At 63.7% G+C, this 20,148-nt stretch carries 19 protein-coding genes; 7 read left to right on the forward strand and 12 right to left on the reverse strand.

The window, feature by feature from the left end; all coding sequences use genetic code 11:
• The first annotated feature begins 2 nt into the window (after positions 1–2).
• The 5 genes from ABTV68_RS11905 to ABTV68_RS11925 all read left to right on the forward strand — a co-directional run bounded on the left by ABTV68_RS11905 (position 3) and on the right by ABTV68_RS11925 (position 5,546).
• Positions 3–638 carry a hypothetical protein gene (locus ABTV68_RS11905; RefSeq protein WP_433673894.1) on the forward strand — a complete coding sequence of 212 codons (636 nt, stop codon included), beginning with the start codon at positions 3–5 and terminating at the stop codon, positions 636–638.
• A complete protein-coding gene (locus tag ABTV68_RS11910; RefSeq protein WP_433673895.1) occupies positions 635–1,450 on the forward strand; it encodes a hypothetical protein in 816 nt (271 codons plus the stop codon). Before ABTV68_RS11905 ends, ABTV68_RS11910 begins: the two co-directional genes overlap by 4 nt.
• Positions 1,447–3,153, forward strand: a complete 1,707-nt coding sequence (locus ABTV68_RS11915; RefSeq protein WP_433673896.1) for a carbamoyltransferase C-terminal domain-containing protein — start codon at positions 1,447–1,449, stop codon at positions 3,151–3,153. The genes ABTV68_RS11910 and ABTV68_RS11915 overlap by 4 nt, the downstream gene beginning before the upstream one ends.
• A 3-nt stretch (positions 3,154–3,156) precedes the next feature.
• Positions 3,157–3,816 carry a JmjC domain-containing protein gene (locus ABTV68_RS11920; protein WP_433673897.1) on the forward strand — a complete coding sequence of 220 codons (660 nt, stop codon included), beginning with the start codon at positions 3,157–3,159 and terminating at the stop codon, positions 3,814–3,816.
• Positions 3,817–3,908: 92 nt separating this feature from the next.
• Positions 3,909–5,546: an ABC transporter ATP-binding protein gene (locus tag ABTV68_RS11925; protein ID WP_433673898.1), complete on the forward strand. Its 1,638-nt coding sequence runs from the start codon at positions 3,909–3,911 to the stop codon at positions 5,544–5,546.
• 53 nt (positions 5,547–5,599) lie between these two features.
• On the opposite strand, the gene ABTV68_RS11930 is transcribed toward ABTV68_RS11925, so the two are convergent.
• Positions 5,600–5,878, reverse strand: a complete 279-nt coding sequence (locus ABTV68_RS11930; protein WP_433673900.1) for a hypothetical protein — start codon at positions 5,876–5,878, stop codon at positions 5,600–5,602.
• A gap of 170 nt (positions 5,879–6,048) precedes the next feature.
• On the opposite strand from ABTV68_RS11930, the gene ABTV68_RS11935 reads away from it, so the two are divergent.
• Together ABTV68_RS11935 and ABTV68_RS11940 are read left to right on the forward strand one after the other, a co-directional pair.
• The gene (locus ABTV68_RS11935) at positions 6,049–6,771 is read left to right on the forward strand and encodes a hypothetical protein (protein WP_433673901.1); all 723 of its coding nucleotides are present in this window, start codon (positions 6,049–6,051) and stop codon (positions 6,769–6,771) included.
• A gap of 165 nt (positions 6,772–6,936) precedes the next feature.
• Complete coding sequence (locus ABTV68_RS11940) at positions 6,937–7,857, forward strand: hypothetical protein (RefSeq protein WP_433673902.1); 921 nt, start codon at positions 6,937–6,939, stop codon at positions 7,855–7,857.
• Positions 7,858–8,018: 161 nt separating this feature from the next.
• Here the strand turns inward: ABTV68_RS11940 and ABTV68_RS11945 are convergent, their stop codons facing one another.
• The 11 genes from ABTV68_RS11945 to ABTV68_RS11995 all read right to left on the reverse strand — a co-directional run bounded on the left by ABTV68_RS11945 (position 8,019) and on the right by ABTV68_RS11995 (position 20,113).
• Complete coding sequence (locus ABTV68_RS11945; RefSeq protein WP_433673903.1) at positions 8,019–11,360, reverse strand: SNF2-related protein; 3,342 nt, start codon at positions 11,358–11,360, stop codon at positions 8,019–8,021.
• Between the two features lie 27 nt (positions 11,361–11,387).
• Entirely contained in the window at positions 11,388–12,170 is a 783-nt protein-coding gene (locus ABTV68_RS11950) for an HNH endonuclease family protein (protein ID WP_433673905.1), read from the reverse strand.
• Between the two features lie 38 nt (positions 12,171–12,208).
• On the reverse strand, positions 12,209–12,703 hold the full coding sequence (locus tag ABTV68_RS11955; protein ID WP_433673906.1) for a hypothetical protein: 495 nt from the start codon (positions 12,701–12,703) through the stop codon (positions 12,209–12,211).
• Between the two features lie 24 nt (positions 12,704–12,727).
• Complete coding sequence (locus tag ABTV68_RS11960) at positions 12,728–13,507, reverse strand: hypothetical protein (protein WP_433673907.1); 780 nt, start codon at positions 13,505–13,507, stop codon at positions 12,728–12,730.
• The gene (locus tag ABTV68_RS11965; RefSeq protein WP_433673908.1) at positions 13,504–15,603 is read right to left on the reverse strand and encodes a hypothetical protein; all 2,100 of its coding nucleotides are present in this window, start codon (positions 15,601–15,603) and stop codon (positions 13,504–13,506) included. The genes ABTV68_RS11960 and ABTV68_RS11965 overlap by 4 nt, the downstream gene beginning before the upstream one ends.
• On the reverse strand, positions 15,603–15,980 hold the full coding sequence (locus ABTV68_RS11970; protein ID WP_433677600.1) for an HNH endonuclease: 378 nt from the start codon (positions 15,978–15,980) through the stop codon (positions 15,603–15,605). The genes ABTV68_RS11965 and ABTV68_RS11970 overlap by 1 nt, the downstream gene beginning before the upstream one ends.
• A gap of 82 nt (positions 15,981–16,062) precedes the next feature.
• Complete coding sequence (locus ABTV68_RS11975) at positions 16,063–16,416, reverse strand: hypothetical protein (protein WP_433673909.1); 354 nt, start codon at positions 16,414–16,416, stop codon at positions 16,063–16,065.
• A gap of 38 nt (positions 16,417–16,454) precedes the next feature.
• Entirely contained in the window at positions 16,455–17,333 is an 879-nt protein-coding gene (locus tag ABTV68_RS11980; protein WP_433673910.1) for a hypothetical protein, read from the reverse strand.
• A gap of 82 nt (positions 17,334–17,415) precedes the next feature.
• Positions 17,416–18,066, reverse strand: coding sequence for a single-stranded DNA-binding protein (gene ssb / locus ABTV68_RS11985; RefSeq protein WP_433673911.1), 651 nt, complete (start codon positions 18,064–18,066; stop codon positions 17,416–17,418).
• Positions 18,067–18,152: 86 nt separating this feature from the next.
• On the reverse strand, positions 18,153–19,031 hold the full coding sequence (locus tag ABTV68_RS11990; protein WP_433673912.1) for an exonuclease domain-containing protein: 879 nt from the start codon (positions 19,029–19,031) through the stop codon (positions 18,153–18,155).
• Positions 19,032–19,084: 53 nt separating this feature from the next.
• Positions 19,085–20,113: a hypothetical protein gene (locus ABTV68_RS11995; protein WP_433673913.1), complete on the reverse strand. Its 1,029-nt coding sequence runs from the start codon at positions 20,111–20,113 to the stop codon at positions 19,085–19,087.
• Positions 20,114–20,148 lie beyond the last annotated feature (35 nt).

Below are 20,148 nucleotides of genomic sequence, written 5' to 3' on the forward strand. Positions count from 1 at the left end.
CAATGGCATCGTCGCCGCCTTCACCATCGTTGCTCGCGCCATGGCGAGGCGGCGACGATGCCACTGTCACCTTCCGCATCCCTGCCGGGGCCCAGGCCGCCGAGCTGACGGGCTACTGCCCGTTTGTTCAGCCCAGCCTCCAAGCGTCCGCCCTTCAGTACGGGTCATCGTCAGCAGATGCAGTGTGGGACACATTTCGGGATCTCATGATCACGACTCAGCAGTTCCAAGGATTCCACGATGGGCTACCGCAACGGGCGAGAGGGCTAGCTTGTCTCGTTCTTTCCTTCGAGCGCGAGACTCCCACGGCCAAACTCAACCAACTGTTCTCTTGCGTGCGTGTGTTGGCAGCGGAACAGGCCATCACGATGGGGCTGATCCCTGCAGGTTCCGCCGTGAAAACCGGAGATCGGCTACGTACTTCGAACACCATGCCAACTATCGTCGTCTTCAGAACGGCATTGGCGCGCGACTCGAAGTTCCGAACATCTCCTCGGTTCCAAGAAGCAGCAGAGGCACTGAAGCGGGCGGCACCGACGGAGTTGCTCGACGCGGATCAATGGCCCTCTCAGACCGACCGCACGGGATGGCTCACAAGCCTCAACAAACTGACATCGGCACTGAAAGGTCAACTATGAGCGCTCATGCACTCCCTTCGACGGCGTGGCCGTCGTTCACAGAACTCCAGCGCATCTGCGTCTACCGGTCTCTCCCCAGAAACGACACGCCGACCGTCCGGGTCGTTTCCGTGCGCTCGGGCTACGTGCTTCTCCTCACATACGACGATGGATCGAAGTACATTCTGAAGGTATCCGGAGACGCTGGCACTGAGGAGATCGAAAGTGAATTTGCTGCGCTCGGAGCACTGGGAAGCCGATACTCCCATCGCGTCACTGCCTTCACGTCCGAAGAGGACACGGCAGCCATTTGCCTGAAGTGGGTAGATGGCACGAGCATCAGCACGCGATGGTTTGAAGGGCCGTCTCTCGACGCAGCACAGCGACGCATCGATCTCAGGCTCGCCGCCCAGGAGTTGAGTCTGGTCCACGATGCAGGATGGGTGCACGGAGACCTCCAGCCGACGCACGTCCGCTTCGACAATGACTCGGCACTGTTGATCGATTTTGGTGTCGCCGGCTCGCACGGTAGCCCGTATGGCGGCGGACTCATCCACTACCTCGCTCCCGAGTACGCGTCCGCTTTGTTGAGCGGGGAGCCCGCGACTCGCACCGCTGCGGGCGATTGGTACGCATTGCTGGCGAGCGCATTCGTTTCAGCGACGCGAACGACGCCTGTCAGCTATCCAGAGGGTGCCGAACGTGCAGACAGGCTCAGCGCGATCGCGCGTGGGAGCATCGACCCTTCTGCATGGGATGACCCGTACGCCCGCGAGCTGGCTCACGCTCTTCTCCTCCCTTCAGAGGACCGCCGCGAATGGGTCATGTCATGAGCGGTACACCATCGAGCACCGTCGTCCTCGGGCTCAACGCCTTCACCCCGAACTCGTCTGCATCGCTCTTCGTCCAGGGTCAGTACATCGGCTCAGCCGAGGAGGAGCGCTTCGCCGGACCAAAACGCGCGGCAGTGTGGCCGACGGAATCGATACAGTTCCTGCTCGCGAAGGGCGGAGTGAACAGCCATGACGTTACGGACGTTGCTCTCAACTTTTCCCCTGACGCTTACAGCAGGCCAGTTCACGACGACAGCTTTGCGGCCAGTGTTGTAGAACAGCGTGACCTCGCATTCTCAGCCGCGCGTGGACGCCTCGATGACCGGTTGTCGCATGCTGAGCTGCTCTTCCCCACCGCGCGCGTGGTGGGCATACCGCACCATCGTGCGCATGCCGCGTACGCTTTCGCTGCATCCGGCTTCGAGGATGCGGCGGTGCTGATCTTGGACAGCGTCGGCGAAGTGACGGCGTCCTCGATCTGGGACAGCAACCATGGCGTGCTCGGGAAGGAAGCGACGTGGTCCGGCCCGGACTATTCATCGGTTGGCTACTTCTATGGTGCGATCACAACTCATCTGGGGTGGAAGGCCAATGATGAGGAAGGGACGGTGATGGCCCTTGCCGCGCTCGGCGACCCGGTCCCTTACCGTTCCCTTGTCAACCAGTTGATACAACTTCGAGATGACGAGCTGTGGATCGACCCCACACTGCTTCCAACTCGAGTACGACGGGTTCGCTCGGGGTTCACCGACGAATTCATCTCCCAGAGTTGCCCGCCACGTGCCGCCAGCGACCCCATCGACGCCTCGCATCGTAACCTTGCCGCGGCCGCCCAAGAGCGGCTGGAGGATATCGTCACCCAGCTCGCCGAGCTTGCTCTGAGACTGACAGGCAAGCGACAACTAGTCTTCAGCGGCGGAGTTGCGGAGAACTGCGTGGCCAACGGCAAGCTCGCAGATATGCCTATGATCGATGCCTTCTACGTACCCCCGGCACCGGGAGACGCAGGAACCTCCCTTGGTGCAGCGTTGGCACTTCGCCTCACCCCCCTCGATGCAACTGCCCTGGAGATCAGCAACCCGCTCGTCGGCGCAAGCATGGACGCAACGGCACTCAACCGCTTCTTCGTCCGCACAGCCTCAGCGCTGGAAGTTGGCGAGGCCGCAGCCCAACTGGTTGAGTGGTGCGATGAAGGACTCATCGTTGGCCTCGTCCGAGGACGATTCGAGTTCGGGCCACGAGCGTTGGGCAACAGAAGCATCATCGCATCGCCGGTGGTTGAAGGCGTCACGGAACGACTGAACCGGATGGTGAAACACCGCGAGCCATTCCGACCATTCGCGCCAGTAGTTCGGCTCGAGTCAGTGGAGTCGATCTTCGAGCTCCCACACGCGACCGTTGATCTGTCCAGCATGTCTCTGGCATTGCCTGTCAAGAAGGGATTGGACCGCCTCGGCTCCGTCACACACGACAACGGACTCGCACGTGTGCAGACGGTCACCCGATCCAGGAATCCTGTTCTGTGGGAAGCGCTGCGAATCATGGACGAACGTGACGGGCTCGGAGTCCTCATCAACACCAGCTTGAACGTGAAGGGACAGCCCATCTGCGGCACCCCCGCTCTCCTCGAGGAGTTCGCTGCGGAGAGCGCCGTTCAGCACTTCCTCATCGACGAAACCATCTACATCTACAGGCAAGGATGACCAGTGAGCTTCTTCGCACATCTCGGCATCGATCCAGAAGAAGTCGTCCGGCTCGCCGCCCGACTCGACCATTCCCGCACCTTCGACGTGGACCAGCACATCTCGACGAGCGAGACCCTGACTTTGGCACAGGTATGCGAAGCCGTATCCTCGGCGAATCCGCCGCGTGAGAACCTCGAGCTCACCACGCGAGACCGCCAGCTGGTTCCCCAAGATGAATATCTTCCCGTTGAGGCGGGGCGCATCGATCCTGGGACATTGGAAAGAGCTGTCTCAGCTGGCGCGACGATGATGATCACTAATGTGGCCCAGTGGAGCGACGAGCTGAACAGATTTCCCATGTCGCGGGATGCCTCGTTTGAAGTGAACCTGTTCTTGTCGGGCCCACTGTGCCAGGCTTACCCAGCACACTTCGACCTTCTGGACGCTGTCATCATCCAGATAGTCGGCAGCAAGGGATGGCAGCTCTGGAACACGCTCGAAGGCGGCGCTGTCGATACTTCCACGTTCCGAACGGACCAGTTCGGACCGCCCACCACATCGACTCTGCTCGCCTCTGGCGACGTTCTCCTGATGCCAGCTCGAACCCCACACCTGGTCGCATCGACATTCTCTCCGTCCGTACACCTCGCCGTTGCGATGCGGGATACTGATGCTCGATGACAGCTGCACAACGACCCGGGACTGAGAGCTACTCGCGCGCTGATTCGTCAGACAAGGCTCAGGTCACCCGTTATCCGGTCACGGTCACGCAGGTGTGGGGCCTGTTCTCTCCCCATCGGCAACTCATCATCCTGCTGATCCTGCTGACTTCTCTCTCCGCCGTTCTCGGCCTCGGCCCGCCGCTCCTGATTCGGGAGATCATCAACAAAGCGATCCCGGACGCTGACCTGCCTCTACTCACGGTCCTCACAGCCTCGATGGTGGGAATCGCCGCGCTGCTTCAGGCCACGAGTCTTGCTCAGACCGTCCTATCCGCTCGCATCGGAGAACGGGTCGTCGGGAAGCTGCGAGCCCAGCTGTTTTCTCACGTCCAGCGTCTTGAACTCGCCTACTTCATGCGACGCGGTGAATCGACGCTTCGCGCACGGTTGAGTAGCGACGTCGCCGGCATGCGAACACTCGTGACAACAACGGGTGTCGCAATCGTCACCAATGTCGCAGTGACGGTCGCGACCATCGTCGCGATGCTCGTGATGTCGTGGCAACTCGCAATCGGGAGCATCATCGCCATTGCCCTCGCCATCTGGGTCGCACGTTCAACGGGGCGTCGTCGCCAAGATGTCCAGTACCGAGTGCAGGAGCTCAACGAGGACATCGACCGTCAAGTCGCAGAGGCCCTGAGCGCGGACGGCATGCTGCTGAACCGAGCCACCGGCATGAGCTCGGAAATCGACAAGCGGTTCACGTCCACCGCAGATGCCCTCACGACCGCGGAATCAAGACTCCAGCTGGTCGGTGGCGGGCGGCTCGCGCTGATTAGCTTGGCCTTCGCTGCGCTTCCTGCAGGGATCTACTGGTTTGGCGGCTACCTGAACATCACAGACGAGGCTTCACTCGGCACGCTCGTCGCCTTCGCCTCGCTGCAGTTCTCTGTCATGCGCCCAGCTATGGGCGTCCTGAACATCTCAACCCAGATCATCACGTCCCGAGCACTATTCTCCCGAGTCTTCGAGCTGCTCGCGCTGCCGACAGAGTCCGAGCGGACGCTCGTACTCACCAACACAGAGGTAACGTCACTCACGATCACGAACGTGAGCTACGCGTACCAACAGGACCGCGAGATCCTAACGAACGTCAGTCTTACCGCGAAGCGCGGAGACTTCGTCAGCATCGTAGGTCCGAGCGGCGTTGGCAAAAGCACCCTGGCAAAGCTCTGCGCCGGCCTCCTTGCCCCATCCAGCGGGAGCGCAAGCGTAAACGACACCGAGCTCAGCGAGCTGACATACGAGTCCCTCGCCAGCTGCGTGAGACTCGTTGCACAGGACACGTTCATCCACGACTCGACCCTCCGCGACAACATCACCTGGGGATCCAACACTCACACAGTAGAACTGCTTGATGAAGCACTGGAAATCGCGCAACTCACCGAGTACGTTGCATCGCTCTCAGACGGACTGGACACGCAGGTCGGTCCACGCGGCGCAACGATGTCTGGCGGTCAACGACAGCGAGTGGCGATAGCCCGTGCTGTGCTCGCGAATCCCGACATTTTGATTCTCGATGAATCGACAAGCGCCCTTGACGCCGAAACCGAGCAGAGACTCCTCGCCGCCGTCAAGCGCAAGTTCGCGACACGAATCGTCGTCCTCATCACGCACAGGGCCCAGGCTGCGGCTCATGCCGACCGCACTTTCGAGGTACGTGAAGGCACCCTCGTCGCTATCGGCTGACGAACATCACCTCCACATTCGGCAAGATATCGGGATACCGCCTGTCGGGATCCCTACTCTCGTCTGCGGGTCCTGATCGCTTCATCGATGACGGCGAGCATGATCTCCTGCAGTCCGGAGGCGTCGGATTCCGCCATGACCGCCACGGAGTCGTCCGTGTTCCCGAGCGCCGCCTCGAGGACCGCGGTCTTTCGAATCAACACCTTCTGGATCGGCTCATCGAGAGTGCCCTTCGCGATGAGCGAGGTGTACAGGGCGGGGTTCACCGCCCCGACGCGATGGAGCCGCCCCGGCCCACGCGGCAGCGGCGCGGCAGCTGTCGAATCGGGCACCCGGCGACTCCGACAGAATGAGTCCTATGTCATGGCGCCCAGCATCATCTCCCTCCACTCAACTTGATGTTCTCTACCCGGGAGTCCCCGCCTGGTTGGAAGCGCCGCTACTTCGGTGGGTTCAGCAGACAGTGCTGACGTTCGGAGTTCCACGACCATCCGTCGTACCCATGCCTCAGCTGGCGACTGGGCAAGACCTCCTCTCCAAGCTCTTCGAAGACTTCGACATGGCGACGCGTAGGGAGGTATCGATCGCGTCGATCTGGAATCGTCAGCACTTTCGAGATGTGCTGGCGAGCATCAGTGTTGACGGTTGGCTGGAGTTCGTCGATTACCTTGTTTACTCGCTCCCGCCAGGAACCTGGCATGCTCAGCGGCGGGTCGATGAGCTCAACGACATTCTTGCCCTCGCGGGCTCCGAATTCACCGTTGGTGAACGAGACGGGAGTAGAGGGCTCGTGAAACGAGTGCCCGAGGGCGTTGCAGGCGCTGTGTCCGCAATCATCGGTTCGACGTCATCAGCTGGCTTGTTGCTCGCGGAGGCCTGGCACGCGATGTTTGGCCGAAACCCGGACCCCGAAGAGGCGTACGAGAAGGCAATCAAAGCTGTGGAGCAGGCGGGTGTGAGTGTCGTGGCGCCGAAGAACTCACGAGCAACCTTGGGCACGATGATCGCAGACATGTCGAATCAGGGCGGCTGGGATCTACCGGTAGAAACCGTAGGGGGCAGTCTGGCGATTGGCATGGCTCGCGCGCTGTGGCAGGGTCAGGAGAGCCGGCACGGGGGCAACGGCTACCGAAAGCCCAGCCAGGAAGAAGCAGAAACGGCGGTGCTTCTCGCGGTGCCTCTTGTGCAGTGGTTCACGTCTGGAACCCTTTCGCGGCGAGCATGAACCTGAGTGGATGAGTAGCTCTGAGCAGCACGATACGTCTCCCTGAAACGCCAGGGACACCAATCGCATCCGCGAACGTCATGAACCAAGCTGTCACGCATCGCCGAGGTACACACGTGTGAAACGCGTCAGCCGGAGCATCAGTTGGTCGATACTCTTCGACCCATGAACAATTCGACGCGCCACGCTCGTTTTCACCCGTCGTCGAGATGGGCTCTCTTCGTCGCCCTCGACGCCACCGTGCTTCAAGCGGTCGACGCGGCCGGACGAGCGAATGCTCGTGACAATCGCGCGGGTCACCAGCCGTTGTCCCATCAGGAGCGGGAGCGAGCGTTGAAGACATATGCGCGGGCGTGCGCGCTCCGAACGATCGGCTACTACGCTGGGAGCCTCGCCGTCGTCCTGGCGTTCCTGGCGTTCTGCGCGAGTGTTGTTGCCGGGATTCTTGGCATGCTTGACGATCTGTCAGAGCCAGTTGGACTCTGGGTTGGCGTGGTGTTCGGGGCACTCGTTTTCGGAGGGGCTGCGCTGTATTGGTTGACGCCACTCGTTGTGCCGGCGACTCGAATCTCGCGCCACGTTGTTGAGCTCGAGGGCGCAAGCAGGCCCGGAAACAGTGGGCTGAAACGCTTTTCGACTATCTCGATCATTCGCACGTCCGGCAAGGTCGCACGATCCGTGTTCCGCATCCTCACACAGAAGACCGTCAACATCGGCGCCCGTCCCGACTTCGCCGACGATGTTGCTCACATCTGCGAAAGCGTCATGATCCGCAAGCCATCAAGCTCTGGTGCAAGCTACAGGGGCATGGAGCCCTCTCTGAACGAGCACGTCGTCTTCCTTCGCGAGGTCGTAGCACTCGTCGTCCTCGATCGGCTGGATCTCCTCGATCAACTGCGCACACAGAAGCGAAGGGAGATGCTGCTCGAGCCCGAGGCCGCGGAGAGCGCAGCCATTCGCGAGTACCTTCAGCCGTTCCACGGCGAGAGTATCCTCAGGGTTGTACGTCAGGACGTGCTGCCACTCCTTAGCATCGCGATCGCTCTGATTGCCGTGCTCTTGACGATCGTTCTCCCGAAGACGTGAGCCTGAGCTGACGACTCTGCGGACCGCTGACCACCACGATCTCAAGCAACCCCGAAGTGCTTGACCCTCCGCCAGAACTAGGAGACCGCCCCGCAGATGAGAGCCCCGTGCAGTTCCAATGTCGTAGTGAGCCATATCTCGCGCCGAACTGTTGGACAACGCTAACGTTGACGCGACTTGATCGCCTGATCGATGACGGCGAGCATGATCTCCTGCAGCCCGGATGTGTCAGATTCCGCCATGACCGCCACCGAATCGTCCGTGTTGCCGAGCGCCGCCTCAAGAACCGCGGTCTTTCGGATCAGCACCTTCTGGATCGGCTCGTCGAGGGTGCCCTTCGCGATAAGCGAGGTGTACAAGGCAGGGTTGGTTGTCCCAACTCGATGGCAGTTGTGGACGGCGACAAAACCAACCACGTACGACGCATCCCCCTCCACCGTCAAATCCCATACCCGCTCGCCGTGCTTTGCGAACCTCGTTGAGACTTCTGTCACAAGCTTCCAGATCGCACGGCCTTCGGCTACGTCCACTCGCGAAGCCTCGCCGATCCATTGCACAACCGATGACGTCTCGTGTCCCAGGATGACCTGGTGCGACCGCGCACCTGCGGACCGCGTCGACACCCGATATCCAAGTCGGGATGCAATCAATGCCACCTGGTCTCGGAGTGAGCGTGAGGCGGAGGACCAGTACACGATCGGCGTACCGCCGCGATGGTTCGGTCGCTCGTACCCGTCTCCTTGAACATAGGCTTCAAAGAACGCGCGAGCCTGGTCAACGTCCAGATCACTGAACCACTCAGGAAGCGCTTTGTGACGCGCGCCGTGACCGAACTGCGCCTTGAGCCAGCTCGCGAGCTCATACCCGTAGGCGCGCAGCTCGATTCCCCTTGAACCTGGCACTGAGCGCGTCGTTGAGCTAATGCCGAACCTGCTTGAGAGGAAGTCCGCGATCCTACTCGCGATGGCCCGCTCGTCCTCGTGGAAAGCCAGTGAGACGAAGGAGCCCTTGCCGCCCAGCACAGACGAGAATCCTTCCGCGAGGTACCAGCCGAGGAACTCCATCATCGGGAGATCGAGGTCAATGAACTCAGGCATCGACACATATCGACCGTTCGGAGCCCGATCGTATGGAGGCAGAACCGCTTCGGGACCGTTCTCCGCACGGTAGGTCCTCACCCAGCGACGGTAATGAAGCGGGCAAAGGCCGCGCGCGAGCGCCGGGCTCTCACACGTTCGGCACGATCGGTCGGCAACGTCCGCTGCTGCCCAACGGCGGTGCTCGGCACCGATGTTGATCCGGGGCAAGCCCGAGCCTTTGGGAACCGGAGTGCAGACTTCGTCGCCGGGCCGCAGGTCACCTGCTTGCACCCATCCAACGGCACCACGCCGACGCGTCCACACCTCGTGGTCAGAGGTGCACACGAGCTGCTCTGAGCTTGAGCGTGACTTCACAGTCGTGATGAGCTTGTCACGAGTACGAGACTTGGCGGGCCGCGACCACTTGTCGGTCACTCGTTGCCAGTTCCCAAGGTGAGTGAGCACACGGTCGCCGACCTCGACATCTTCGATCGGGACAGGCCCCCGCAGGGTCTGGACCATCTGCCCTTCCAGGATGCAGCGATCCTCGGCCTGGAGGACTTCCGCCGGCACCCAGCTGAGCTCCGCGAACAGGGCATCAGATGACCGGGTCAGGGTGAGCCCGACTCCAGCCTTGGTGATCCCGGCGACCAGAACCGGGATCCGACCGGCTTGGAACAGCTTCACGATCTGGTCGCGTTCGTTGTCTGTAGTGGATCCGACGATCATGGCCACGGAGCCGAGCTTCTCGGCCACCATGTCGGCGATCGGGTGAAGCACGTCCAGGTGGTGGCCCCAGACGATCAGCGGACGATTGTAGGTGCGCCCCTCTGGTGTCTCCTCGATCCCGGTGGCTTGGATGTGCTCGGTGATGACGTCGCCGAGGGCATGGAGCTTGGCGAGCCCTGCAGCACGGCGCAACTGTGAGACGAGTTCGAAGCCGCTCGTCTTCGCGTAGTTCTCCTGCTCGGAGATGTCTGGGAGCCGCTTGTAGTGATCCTCGAACCACGTCACCCACGCCTGCACTTTCGCGATGACGTCCTTGTGAGCTTTCCGGTACTCGGTCAGTGGGACGTCGATCAGCATCTCCATGCGACGCTTCGGCGGCAGCTGCGGGAGCACTTCGCGTTTCCGCCGCCGGACCCAGACATGGGCTTTCAACAGCGCGCGGAGCCTGGGGAGCGCCGCCTTCTTCGCATGCCAGCCACCGAACTGGTCCTGCTTGCAGAAGTCATCGAGGAACTGGGCCCGCCCGCCGAAGACAGGCACGAGCATCCGTGTGAGCTCCAGCAGTGGGATGAGCTCGTGGGGTGAGCCGAACAGCGGGGTGCCCGTGATCGCGACTGGCGCGTGTTTGACGGTGATCCCGAGATTCAGGACGGCTTCCCCACGCGCGGATCCGATCGTCTTCGATCTATGAGCCTCGTCGTAGGCCATGAAGTCCGCTCGCCATTCTCCGAGCCGCGCCGCCGTCTCCGGCCGTGATGCGAGCATGCTGTCGGCAATGACGACGACCCCCTTGTCAGGCAGCTTCGGCTCCTTCCGGCCGGGCCGGAACACGAACACTTCGGAGGGATCATTCACGACGCCGGCGAGGGCGAGTTCGTTCGCCCAGTTGGTGTTGAGCAGCGGTGGACAGACGATGATGATGCGTTCGGCGCCACGGACCCGTGCAGCGGCTGCAGCAGTGGCGGTCTTCCCGACCCCCGGTTCATCGAACAGGCAGGTGCGTCCTGCGGCTACGGCCAATGTCCCCGCCTGCTGGTAGGGGAACAGTGGCCGCCCGTCTGCCGGCAGGGTGCCGATCATTGCGAGATGCTCCGGCGGGATGCCGTCCAGGTTCACAGCGGAGCCGAGGTAGGCGGCCAGTGAGGCGAGGTTCGGGTCGACGGGGACGTGGGCGGCAAGCTCGTATGCCCTGTCGATGGCGTCCTGCGGCCAGTGCACCCCTCCGCGCACCAGTCCACCCTTCAGCACGTCCCCGACGTGGGTGTGAAACAGGCGGCGGTCTTTGTCCCAGACGGCGCCGGAGCCGATCAGCGTTTTCGTGAGGTCGTAGCCGGCGAGTCGGTGGCGGACCATCACGGTGCGGCCGTTTTGCGAGAGTTTCGCGATCGGCACCGCGAGCTCGTCGAGTGTCTGCACGGCAGCGAAATCTGCTGGCCGGTTCTCCCAGTCGAGGATGACGCCGGCGTCAGCGAGGACCGCTGAGGGCGTGAGACTGTTGAGCCCGAACACGGTCCAGGTCTGCGTTGACGGGTCCCAGCGGGATCCGACGGACTTCACCCAGTCGACCATGAGCATGCTGCGATCCACGGGGTGCGGGATCCGCGGGTGGATGCTGAGCTCCAGGCGTGGTTCCCGGAACGTTCCGGAGAGCGTGGCTGTGCCGGAGGTGACCGTGAGAAGCGCAGGGGTGGTCATACTCCCCCACATGCGCGGCGCGCGGCCTCAGTGGCAGCCTTCCAGCGCGCGGTCGATCGCGACTCGGTCGTCCTCCGCGATCGCGAGGTTGTACTTCGCGCTGACTGCGACGTAGGACGACACATACTGGCAGACGTAGGCCGCGTTCGTTGGCATCCAGGTGGCCGGCCCCTTGTCGGACTTGCTGCTGTTCGTGGGTCCGTCGACGGCGAGAAGCACCATGGGGTCGTTGGCGTACTCGAGGCGCCGTTCGTCCGTCCATGTCCATGCGCCTGCGGACCAGGCGTCGCTGAGCGATCGGACGTGATCGATCTGAACCGCAGCGGAGGTTTTCTCTCCTCGCTGGAATGCGATCGTGGTGCCGGTGTACGGGTCGGCGAGCGTGCCTGTCATCACCGTGCATTCGCCCTGCTTCGTGATGTCGGTGAGGTCGCGGGCGAGGATGTCGTTGCGGGTGTCGCACCCGTTGTGGTCGGTGTCCGTCCACGGCTCGCCGAAGTTGGCGCGGCGGTACTCGGGAATGCGCTGGCCGGGCTTGAGGGGGTTGAGCGTGTCGAGGAGCTCACCAATGGCGGGGTAGTTGATCTGCGTGTACTCGCCGTTCTGCGCCGCGGTGTACGCGTCAGAGATCTGATCGCTGATGTCCTTCGACGCCTGCCCGAAATCGTCCACCTTCTCGGCGGCGTCGTGGCCGAAGGCGACGCCGACAGCTTCGACGATCTTCGGCCAGGCGCCGGTGCTGATCGCGAACACCGCCATGAGGCCGAGGACGATGACGCAGATGACGACACGAAACAGGAATGCTCGCATGCACACCACATGCGCGGCTTCAGCGCGGGAGTGCGCCGTCAGTCGTACAGACCATCCGCACCAGCCGGTGGCGCAGCCTCAGCGACGTCCGCCTCTGCGGGGTCGGGGACGTCGCCAGAGCTGTCATCCGGCGGCTCCGCTTTCGTCCTCGTCTGCGCCTTAGGAGTGGAGGACCCCTTCACCGGTTTCCCGGGGCAGCGCATCGTGAATATGCAGCGTGAGCCGGCAGAGCGTCGATCCTGTAGCCCGTACCTGCCGCACAACGGGCAGGCCACGACGGTCACTAGTGGGCTGGTGCTGAGATAGGGAATGATGTCCGCGTACTCATCGATGAGCGCTTGCTGCTCAGGGCTGAGGATGACTTTCGTTCGAAGGTCCGTGTTCGAAGCCTTCTCGACGACGTCTTTCCATGTCTGGCAGCCGACCTTCTTCATCACCAACAGCGCGATCTGCGCGGCTTGAGCGGGCCCGGGCACCGATTCGTCATGGCGGATCGGTTCGGGCGGCTTCGGCGGCTTGGCTACGCGGACCATGGCAACCACATGCGCGGCACTGCGTCAGTCACCGCCAGCGACGAGCGGCTGCTGGATATCTGATCGGATGACGACCGGCGAGGCTTCGCCGTCTGCTTCCCCACGGACCTGCACGGCGTTGAGCCACGCGGACGGGTTGAACGAGATGTCTCCGATCACGTATGCGCAGACCTGAACAGTATCGTTCGTCTCCAGGCTGTGTCCGTCGAACGGGTAGCTCGCTCCGTGGCAGGCGAATGGGGACTCATCGTAGGGGCGCAGCAGCATGGCTTCCCCGAGGTTGTTCAGAGGAACGAGTGTCGACGCGGGACTCCATGTCGCCGTGGCTGTTCCATCTGTGGCGACCTCGCGGAGGCGGTAGATGATCTGCTGCACGACGACATCGCCAGCGGGGTTGATGCCTTCGTTGTTCAGCACCCAGTTGCGTTCGTCACCACTGATCGGTTCCGTCACCTGGTCGAGGGACAGCAGGACGACGGGTGTGCCGGCGCCGTCTGTCCCCGGCAGTTGTACGGTGACCAGTGTCCGCATGGCCGGCACACTGCCTGTCGTGGTCAGCCATTGCCCGGGCACCTCAACGTCAGTGCCGTGAGGCATGCCGTCGGGGACTGTCAGGGGCTCGAACGCGCCACCATCAGCTGGTTGCCCGACGGGGTCGAAAGGATCCACCGGCGTCGGCTCTCCGATAACCGCGGTCGCCTTCGGTGTTGGGGTCGGCTCCGGCTCAGCGGGGCCCGTGCAGCCCGCCAGCATCGCGACGCCGGCCAGCGCGGCCGCGGCCGCCAGGTGTTTGCGCACGGTCATGGCGTGGTTCCCTTCGTTTTGAACGGTTCGTCGTTCTTCCCGACTTCGAGGTGGAGGTGGTTGCAGCTGTCCTCGAACTCGCGGAAAGTCGTGAGGACAGGGCGACCGTCGCAGCCGAGCTGGCCGACTCCGGAATCAACGTTGGCTACTTCACCGAACGCCTTGATCATGCGGATCGAGTTTGCATCGCCGCCGGTCGTGTAGGTCCCGCCGAGCGCCCCAAGGTCTACGGCCATTCCTGACCAGTGGTACGACGCCTCGCCGAGTCCGACGGTCGACCCGCTGCAGCGCCGGTTCAGGGAGTTGACGGAGAGGGTGTCGAAGAGGTCGACGGCGATGAGGATCGTCTGCATCACTCGCGGGTCGTCGGTGCAGTCGGGTGGGATGGGCTCACCGTTGGCGTACCTGGTGATCTGGTCGAGGGTCTCCGTCAGGTCGCCCCACCAGATGATCTCGCCTCGATCGGTGGCTGCGATGATCTGGGTCGCGAGTGTCTTCTCATCCCCCGTGGCCAGACCGAATCCGCTGTCGCCTTCTCCGCAAGCGCTGACCACTTTGCCGTTGCCGTCCTTGTCGCCGTCGATTCCGCCACCTTCCGAGCCACCCCAGTTGATGCCTGCGGGGATCGGGACGGTGGGTGCGTCTGCTCCGTATTGCGCCCAGATCGCATCGGCCAGTGGCACCTCTTGGGCGTACGCGTCAGGGAATGCGGAGATCTGGACGCTCTGCGCGACATCACCCGGCTCCACCGTCGCCCAGTCGTCCACGTCCTTCATGCGCTCGTAGAAGCGTGCGATCGCGAACGCTGGGTTCATGATCCGCTTCATGACGCCCTCGGGGTCCGTCGCCCAGGTCGAGCCCGTGATCGCGCCCCAGCCGTAGGTTGCCTGCTGCTGAATGATCCCCATGCTCGCGTGGTCGCTTCCCACCGCGTCATGGTCGAGCGTGAGGCTGAACTTCAGCTTCTCGTAGTCCGCACGTTGTGATGCTGACAGGCTGCCGTCAAGGTCGGTGATGATCCCGTCGTTCGCGTAGTTCTGGAACCGGGACTCCACTGCGGTGGTGATGAGCCCGACCGTGGCGGCCTGCTTGGTTGCCGTGGGGTACATGCTCTTCGCTACCCCGATGACAGTCTTCATGATCGCAACCTGCTTCGCGTTGTAGGTCACGTCGCCGAAGACGAAGGAGTCACCGTCTACGACGCCGGTGCCACCGGTGGTGCCGGTGCTGGTGCACTGGATCTCTCCCAGCGCCCAGGAACGTGCCTGGGTGAACACCTTCGTGGCCTCAGCTTCGCTCAGGCCGGCAGCCACCAGCGCCGCGATGGTGAGTTCCAGGACCTTGTCTGCGACCGCTTTCCGTTCAAAGTCATTGGAAAGTGCGAGCGCGCGTTGAGCGTACTGGTATTCGGCGCCGGCGGTGAGGTCTCGGTACTGACCGTTCGGATCGAGTTCGTCGAGCTTGCTTCGGACTGTCTGCAGGTTGATGTCCTTCTTCTGCTGTTGGGCGGCAAGAGCGAGTGGCCACGGGAGCTTGACCTTGTCTGCGGCGGCCGCTGCGGCTTGGACGGACTGGTTATCCACTCCTGACTCGTTCGCCGCGGCGTTGGAGTTCTCGTCCTTGCCGTCGATGATCGCTGAGACGAGCACCGTTGCGATGACTGCGTTGCTGACCGGGATTGCGATCACGATGGCAGCGATGATCGCCACGATGATGAGGATTGCCTTCCGGGCGCGCTTGTCGCTCGCGAGCCCCATCGCAGCACCCTTGAGCGCGCCGACGCCAGCTCCCGCGGCGCCGCCGACCATGGCGCCTTGTGCTGCACCCTGAGCTGCGCTCGAGAGTGTCTTGCCGGCGATGTCCTTCGCGGTTTCCTTCGCAGTGGGCTTCGGCTGCTGCCCGGGTTCGGCATCGGTTTCCACCGGACTCGCTTCAGCGGGCCGGACCGCACGCTCGGCCGCGCTTCTCACCGCTCGTTTCGCGGTGTCCGCCGCGCCCCGCTTCGCTGCGTCGGTTGCTGCCTTCTTGGCCGTTTCGCCGGCTGCCTTGTTGGCTGCGCCTCCGACGACCTTCTTGATGATCTCCTCGCCAGCCATCAGCGCGCGCCCCTTCCGGCCCATTCACCAACGTCGACAGGTGTGCCGGCCGGGAAGTAGCGGGCACGTCGGGCTCTGATCCGGGCTGCTTGGAGGGTGCTCGGCATGCGGGCGCCCTTCGTGGTGTTGCACCGCGGGCATGCAGACACGAAGTTCCGCATGCTTGTCGCGCCACCCTTCGACCAGGGGTAGAAGTGATCACCGTGTTCAGCGGTGCGGGTACACCTGAACACCATCCACCGGTCGTATTCGCATTGGCCACCGGAGCGCGCGAAGCCAGTGAGTCTCTCGTCGGTTGTGAACATGCGCCGACGGTCTTTCGCCCTGCGGCCACGGACGTGAAGGAGGCTCCAGATGCCGGCGATCATCAGCCCCATGAGAAGCGCAGCGACGAGAAGCACCCAAGGCTGGTCAAACGCCTCCGAGATGTGGTCCACACTCACCACCCCTGCGGCACGCTCATGCGCTGAGCAGGTGGCCGTGCTCCCAGAACTCCTCGCTGCCGTCGTCGTGAATCACAGCGGGAGCTCCATCACGGTGAAGCTCGCCATCCACGCGCCATTCCTGGGTACCGTCAAGACCTTCGTAGGCTGGGCCATCTTCTCGATGGGGATGTCCGCCCCGGAGATAGTAGCGGCCTGTCGGCGCGTCGACGGCCACGTCGAATCCGCCGGAAGGGTCCGCTACGTCGAAAAGGATGATCGCGGGTGCCTCGGGTGCCGGGCTGAGCGACTCGGCAGGGCGAGAGTTGGTTTTGGTGGCGAACTTCCCGGCTCGATCGTGGAGGTTGCCTTGGACATCACGTGTGCTCATGCCTACACGTGGGCGGCTGCTGGGCGTCGGTGTTCCGTTTACCCGCAACTACCGGAAATTGCTACAGAACCTTCAGCTGATGCACTGGCGCTGTATGTGCCTCCAGAGCCGGTGACGACAACGGTGGCGCTGCCGCTGCCGCTGTTGGAGCCGCCGGCGGGTCCGGAGACACTGATCTGCACATTGCCTCCGCCTGATGCGGTGAACGTCACGCGAACGGTGCCGCCCTGGCAGGTGAGTGACGAAGAGGTGGTGGCAACCCCACCGCCGCCACCGGTGGGGCTCTCGTTGCCCCCTGTGTTGTCGGAGCCGCCTGTGTTGGCGTCGTCGAAGCCGCCGTTGCCTTCTGAGCTTCCTTGGCCCTCGGAGCCGCCGTTGCTCTCGGTGTCGATGGGTTCGGTTGGCGGTACGACGGGCGTCGGCGGGGGCGGGGGCGCCTTCTCCGCGGTCAGTGCCGTCGTCGCGGCCGTCAGCCTGTCGAGTCGTTCGGTGAGGAGCGGCACCATTCGAACGCCCTTGTCGAGCGCTTCCTTGGCGGATGCAAGTGCCGCCTGCGTCGGGGCGATCTTGTCGGCCGGGACACCTTCCGCGGCTTTCGACGTGATGAGAGTCCCGGCGGATCCCACGGCGAAAGTGAGGTTCTCACGGAGCTCGTCGACGCGGCTGGCGACCTCGTCGCTGACGGACACGCTGAAGTCGACGGGAATGTAGGGAGGTTGCTCTGGTTGGAATGCGCTGGCGACCTTGTCGTACGCCCAGCTAACCGCCGGCCATTGCCACACGACACCAGCTGCGACTGCCGTGACGATGAGCGTGATGAGAGCTGCACGGAACGGCTTGCCTCGGAGCGTCCACGCGATTGACTGTCGCGGTGTACGCCACAGACTCACGGGCTGCTGCGAATTGCCGCGCTTCATGGTCGCCTCTCACGGAGATTGGGGCGACCCGGCCAGTCGGGGGGGGGTGACTGACCGGGTCGCCGGTTTCAGGTCGGACGACTCAGAAGATGTCGTCCGGGGCCGCCTGAGCGCCAGCCACAGCAGGAGCGTAGGCAGGCTGTGCCGGTGCGGGCACCTGCGGAGCCTGGTACTGCGGCTGAGCGGGTGCCTGCGCCTGAGCCTGGTACGCGGGCTGAGCCTGCGGCTGGCCCTGGTACTGTGGCTGGCCCTGCGGAGCCTGGTACGCGGGCTGCGCCTGTTGCGCCGGGTCCTGGTAGCCGCCGTTCACGGCCGCCGGCTGCGCCTGCGCAGCCACCTGAGCAGCAGGCTGCGTGGCCTGCCCCTTCGACGCGCTTTTGGTGAACACCGTGGTGCCCCACCGGAGCGACACACCGATGTCCTCCAGCTCCAGCTCGTAGGCGGTCCGCTGCTGCTGCGTGTTCGCATCCAGGTACGAGCGCTGGGACAGCTTGCCGATGGCGACGACCTCCTGGCCCTTCACCAGCGACGCCGCGACGTGCTCAGCGAGCTCACGCCACGCGGAGGTACGCAGGAAGATAGCTTCCTTGTCCTTCCACTGGTTCGTGGCTCGGTCGAACTCTCGCGGCGTGTGAGCGATCGTGAAGTTCGCGACAGGGATGCCGTTCTGCGTGTAGCGCAGCTCGGGGTCCGCCGTGAGGTTCCCAACGATCGGGAGGGGGATTCCGTTCATCTTCTTGTTCCGTTCCGAGCCATGGGGCTCATGTTGCATCCGGCGCTGTGCCGGATGTCGAGGTCGCGGGGTGCGGCCTCTCCTGATCACATGCGCGGCGCATGCGAGTTCTCTGCCGATGTTCGAATCAGCTCGCGGCGTGCGGACTGCAGAACGTCGTCGACGGTGATGCCGGATCGAGCGGCGAGGATCGTCACGAGGTGGGACGCGATGGCGGTCACTCCGGCCAGCGCATCCCGTTCATTGACGCCGTCGAGTGCCGCATCGATTCGCGCACGCCCCGCCGCAAGGTCCAGGTCGTCCGACGCGGTGTCGAACGCCTGGATGATCTCTGCCCCCGCCAGCACTGCCTCTCGCCCGTCAAGGCTCGGCGCGCTGATCTGGGCGTCGATCATGGCGAACAGGTGCCAGAACTGTCGCGCACGATCCAGGTCTTCCCGGATGTCCGCCTCAGCGCGGTGAGCCTTGCCTGTCTTCTCACCGAACAACTTCGAGCCCGTGGCATCGGTGTACGCCTGCGCGACCTGGCTGATGTCCAGCGGGCGGTAGTGCAGCAGGCTTGCGAACTTCGGCGTCCAGTGCTTCAGGTAGGGGGAATCGAAGTGGCTCACTCCCCCGCCTGCCAGACGCACAGGAGGCGCAGACGGATCACGGTGGCGCTCCAGCAACGCGATGAGTGCATCCCCGATCTCCCAGATCGCCGGAGCTTGGGTGCCACGCTCGCTCTCAAGGTCAGCGAGCAGGCCGCTGCTCTCGTGCATCCGGAACACGATGTCCTTGGATGCGATCTGGACGAAGGTCGAACGAGTCGGGCGCACCAGTGTAGTGAAGGTCTCGAGCTCATTGAGATCCTTGTCCGTCGCGATGACGGAGACCTCGAGCAGATCGTCGGTCAGCTCCAGGCCGGTGGTCTCCAGATCCGTCCACAGGTAGGCCAGCGGCCCGGGGGTGCGCTCAGATGTCATAGGCACCACATGCGCGGCGATCGCCCCTGTTCGACAACATGTCTGGGCCGTGCTCACCGCCGCTGGCCGGCGGCCGCGAGCACGTGAGCGCGAACTCGACTGTTGAAGGGCTTCACGGTGCCCGTGGCGGCACGGTGACGCATGCACGTGTGCCCGGCCATGACGTTGAACCAGCGCCCGCACACCCCGCATTGATCCACCTCGACGCGTGGGGATCCCTTCACCAGCTGGTTGTACGCCGAGCCCGCGCTGAATGAGTTCTTCACCCGCTGGAAGACCTGCTCGGAGACCCGATACCCGTACGTGCGGGTGCCGAGCGTGATGACCATCTCCCCTGCCGCGGCGTTATAGCCCATCGCGGACACCCAGGACGAGTTGTCGGCGGCCGTCATCTGGACGCCCGCTCGGGCGACGCGTTCGCGTCGGCGCTGCAGCAGATCGCCGATGTCCTTGAGCGCGCGGGAGGGGCGCCGGGCTTCGAGAACGGATGCGACCGACTCGCTGACCTTCCATGCCACGTGAGGCGGCATGCCGAGGGCATCGACGGACCACTTCCCTGGCGCTTCCTGCGTGACGCGCACGTAGCCCGACACCACCTGCCCGCCCTGCCCTTCCGCTTCGACGGGGACGTCGAAGGTCTGGTGTCCTTGGGCGGCGGAGAATCTCCGGATCGCGGTCGCCGAGGGCATGCGTAGCGCGATCCCGGCACCTTCGTAGAGGATCCGGTGGGTGCGCCGCTTGCCGCTGAGCGCGTTCCCGCTGCTCGATCCGGGGTTGTAGTCGTCAGGCATCTGCACGTAGGACTCGTGATCGTTGACCTCTGCGCGGCGGAAGTGCTCCTCCCACCAGGTGGTGATCCCTGCTGTGGAGCGGGGAACGGTGCCAGCGGAGGGCCCCGCGGTTGCTGGCGCATACCCGGCGGCGATGAGCTCTGTCCGCCGGCGGAGGAGGGCGCTGATGGAGCCGGGGATGTTCGGGGCGAGGCCATCCGTTGGCGGTGTGTTGACACGGCCGTCGAAACGTCCTGCCCCGGGGGCACCCGCGCCCTTGTGGATGTTGCCGCTGCTGTCGATCGTGCTCATGCGTACATGAGGGCGGCAGCGGGCCACCGGTGAGC

It is taken from the genome of Microbacterium gorillae, assembly GCF_050990725.1.
GTDB classification, from domain to species: domain Bacteria; phylum Actinomycetota; class Actinomycetes; order Actinomycetales; family Microbacteriaceae; genus Microbacterium; species Microbacterium gorillae_A.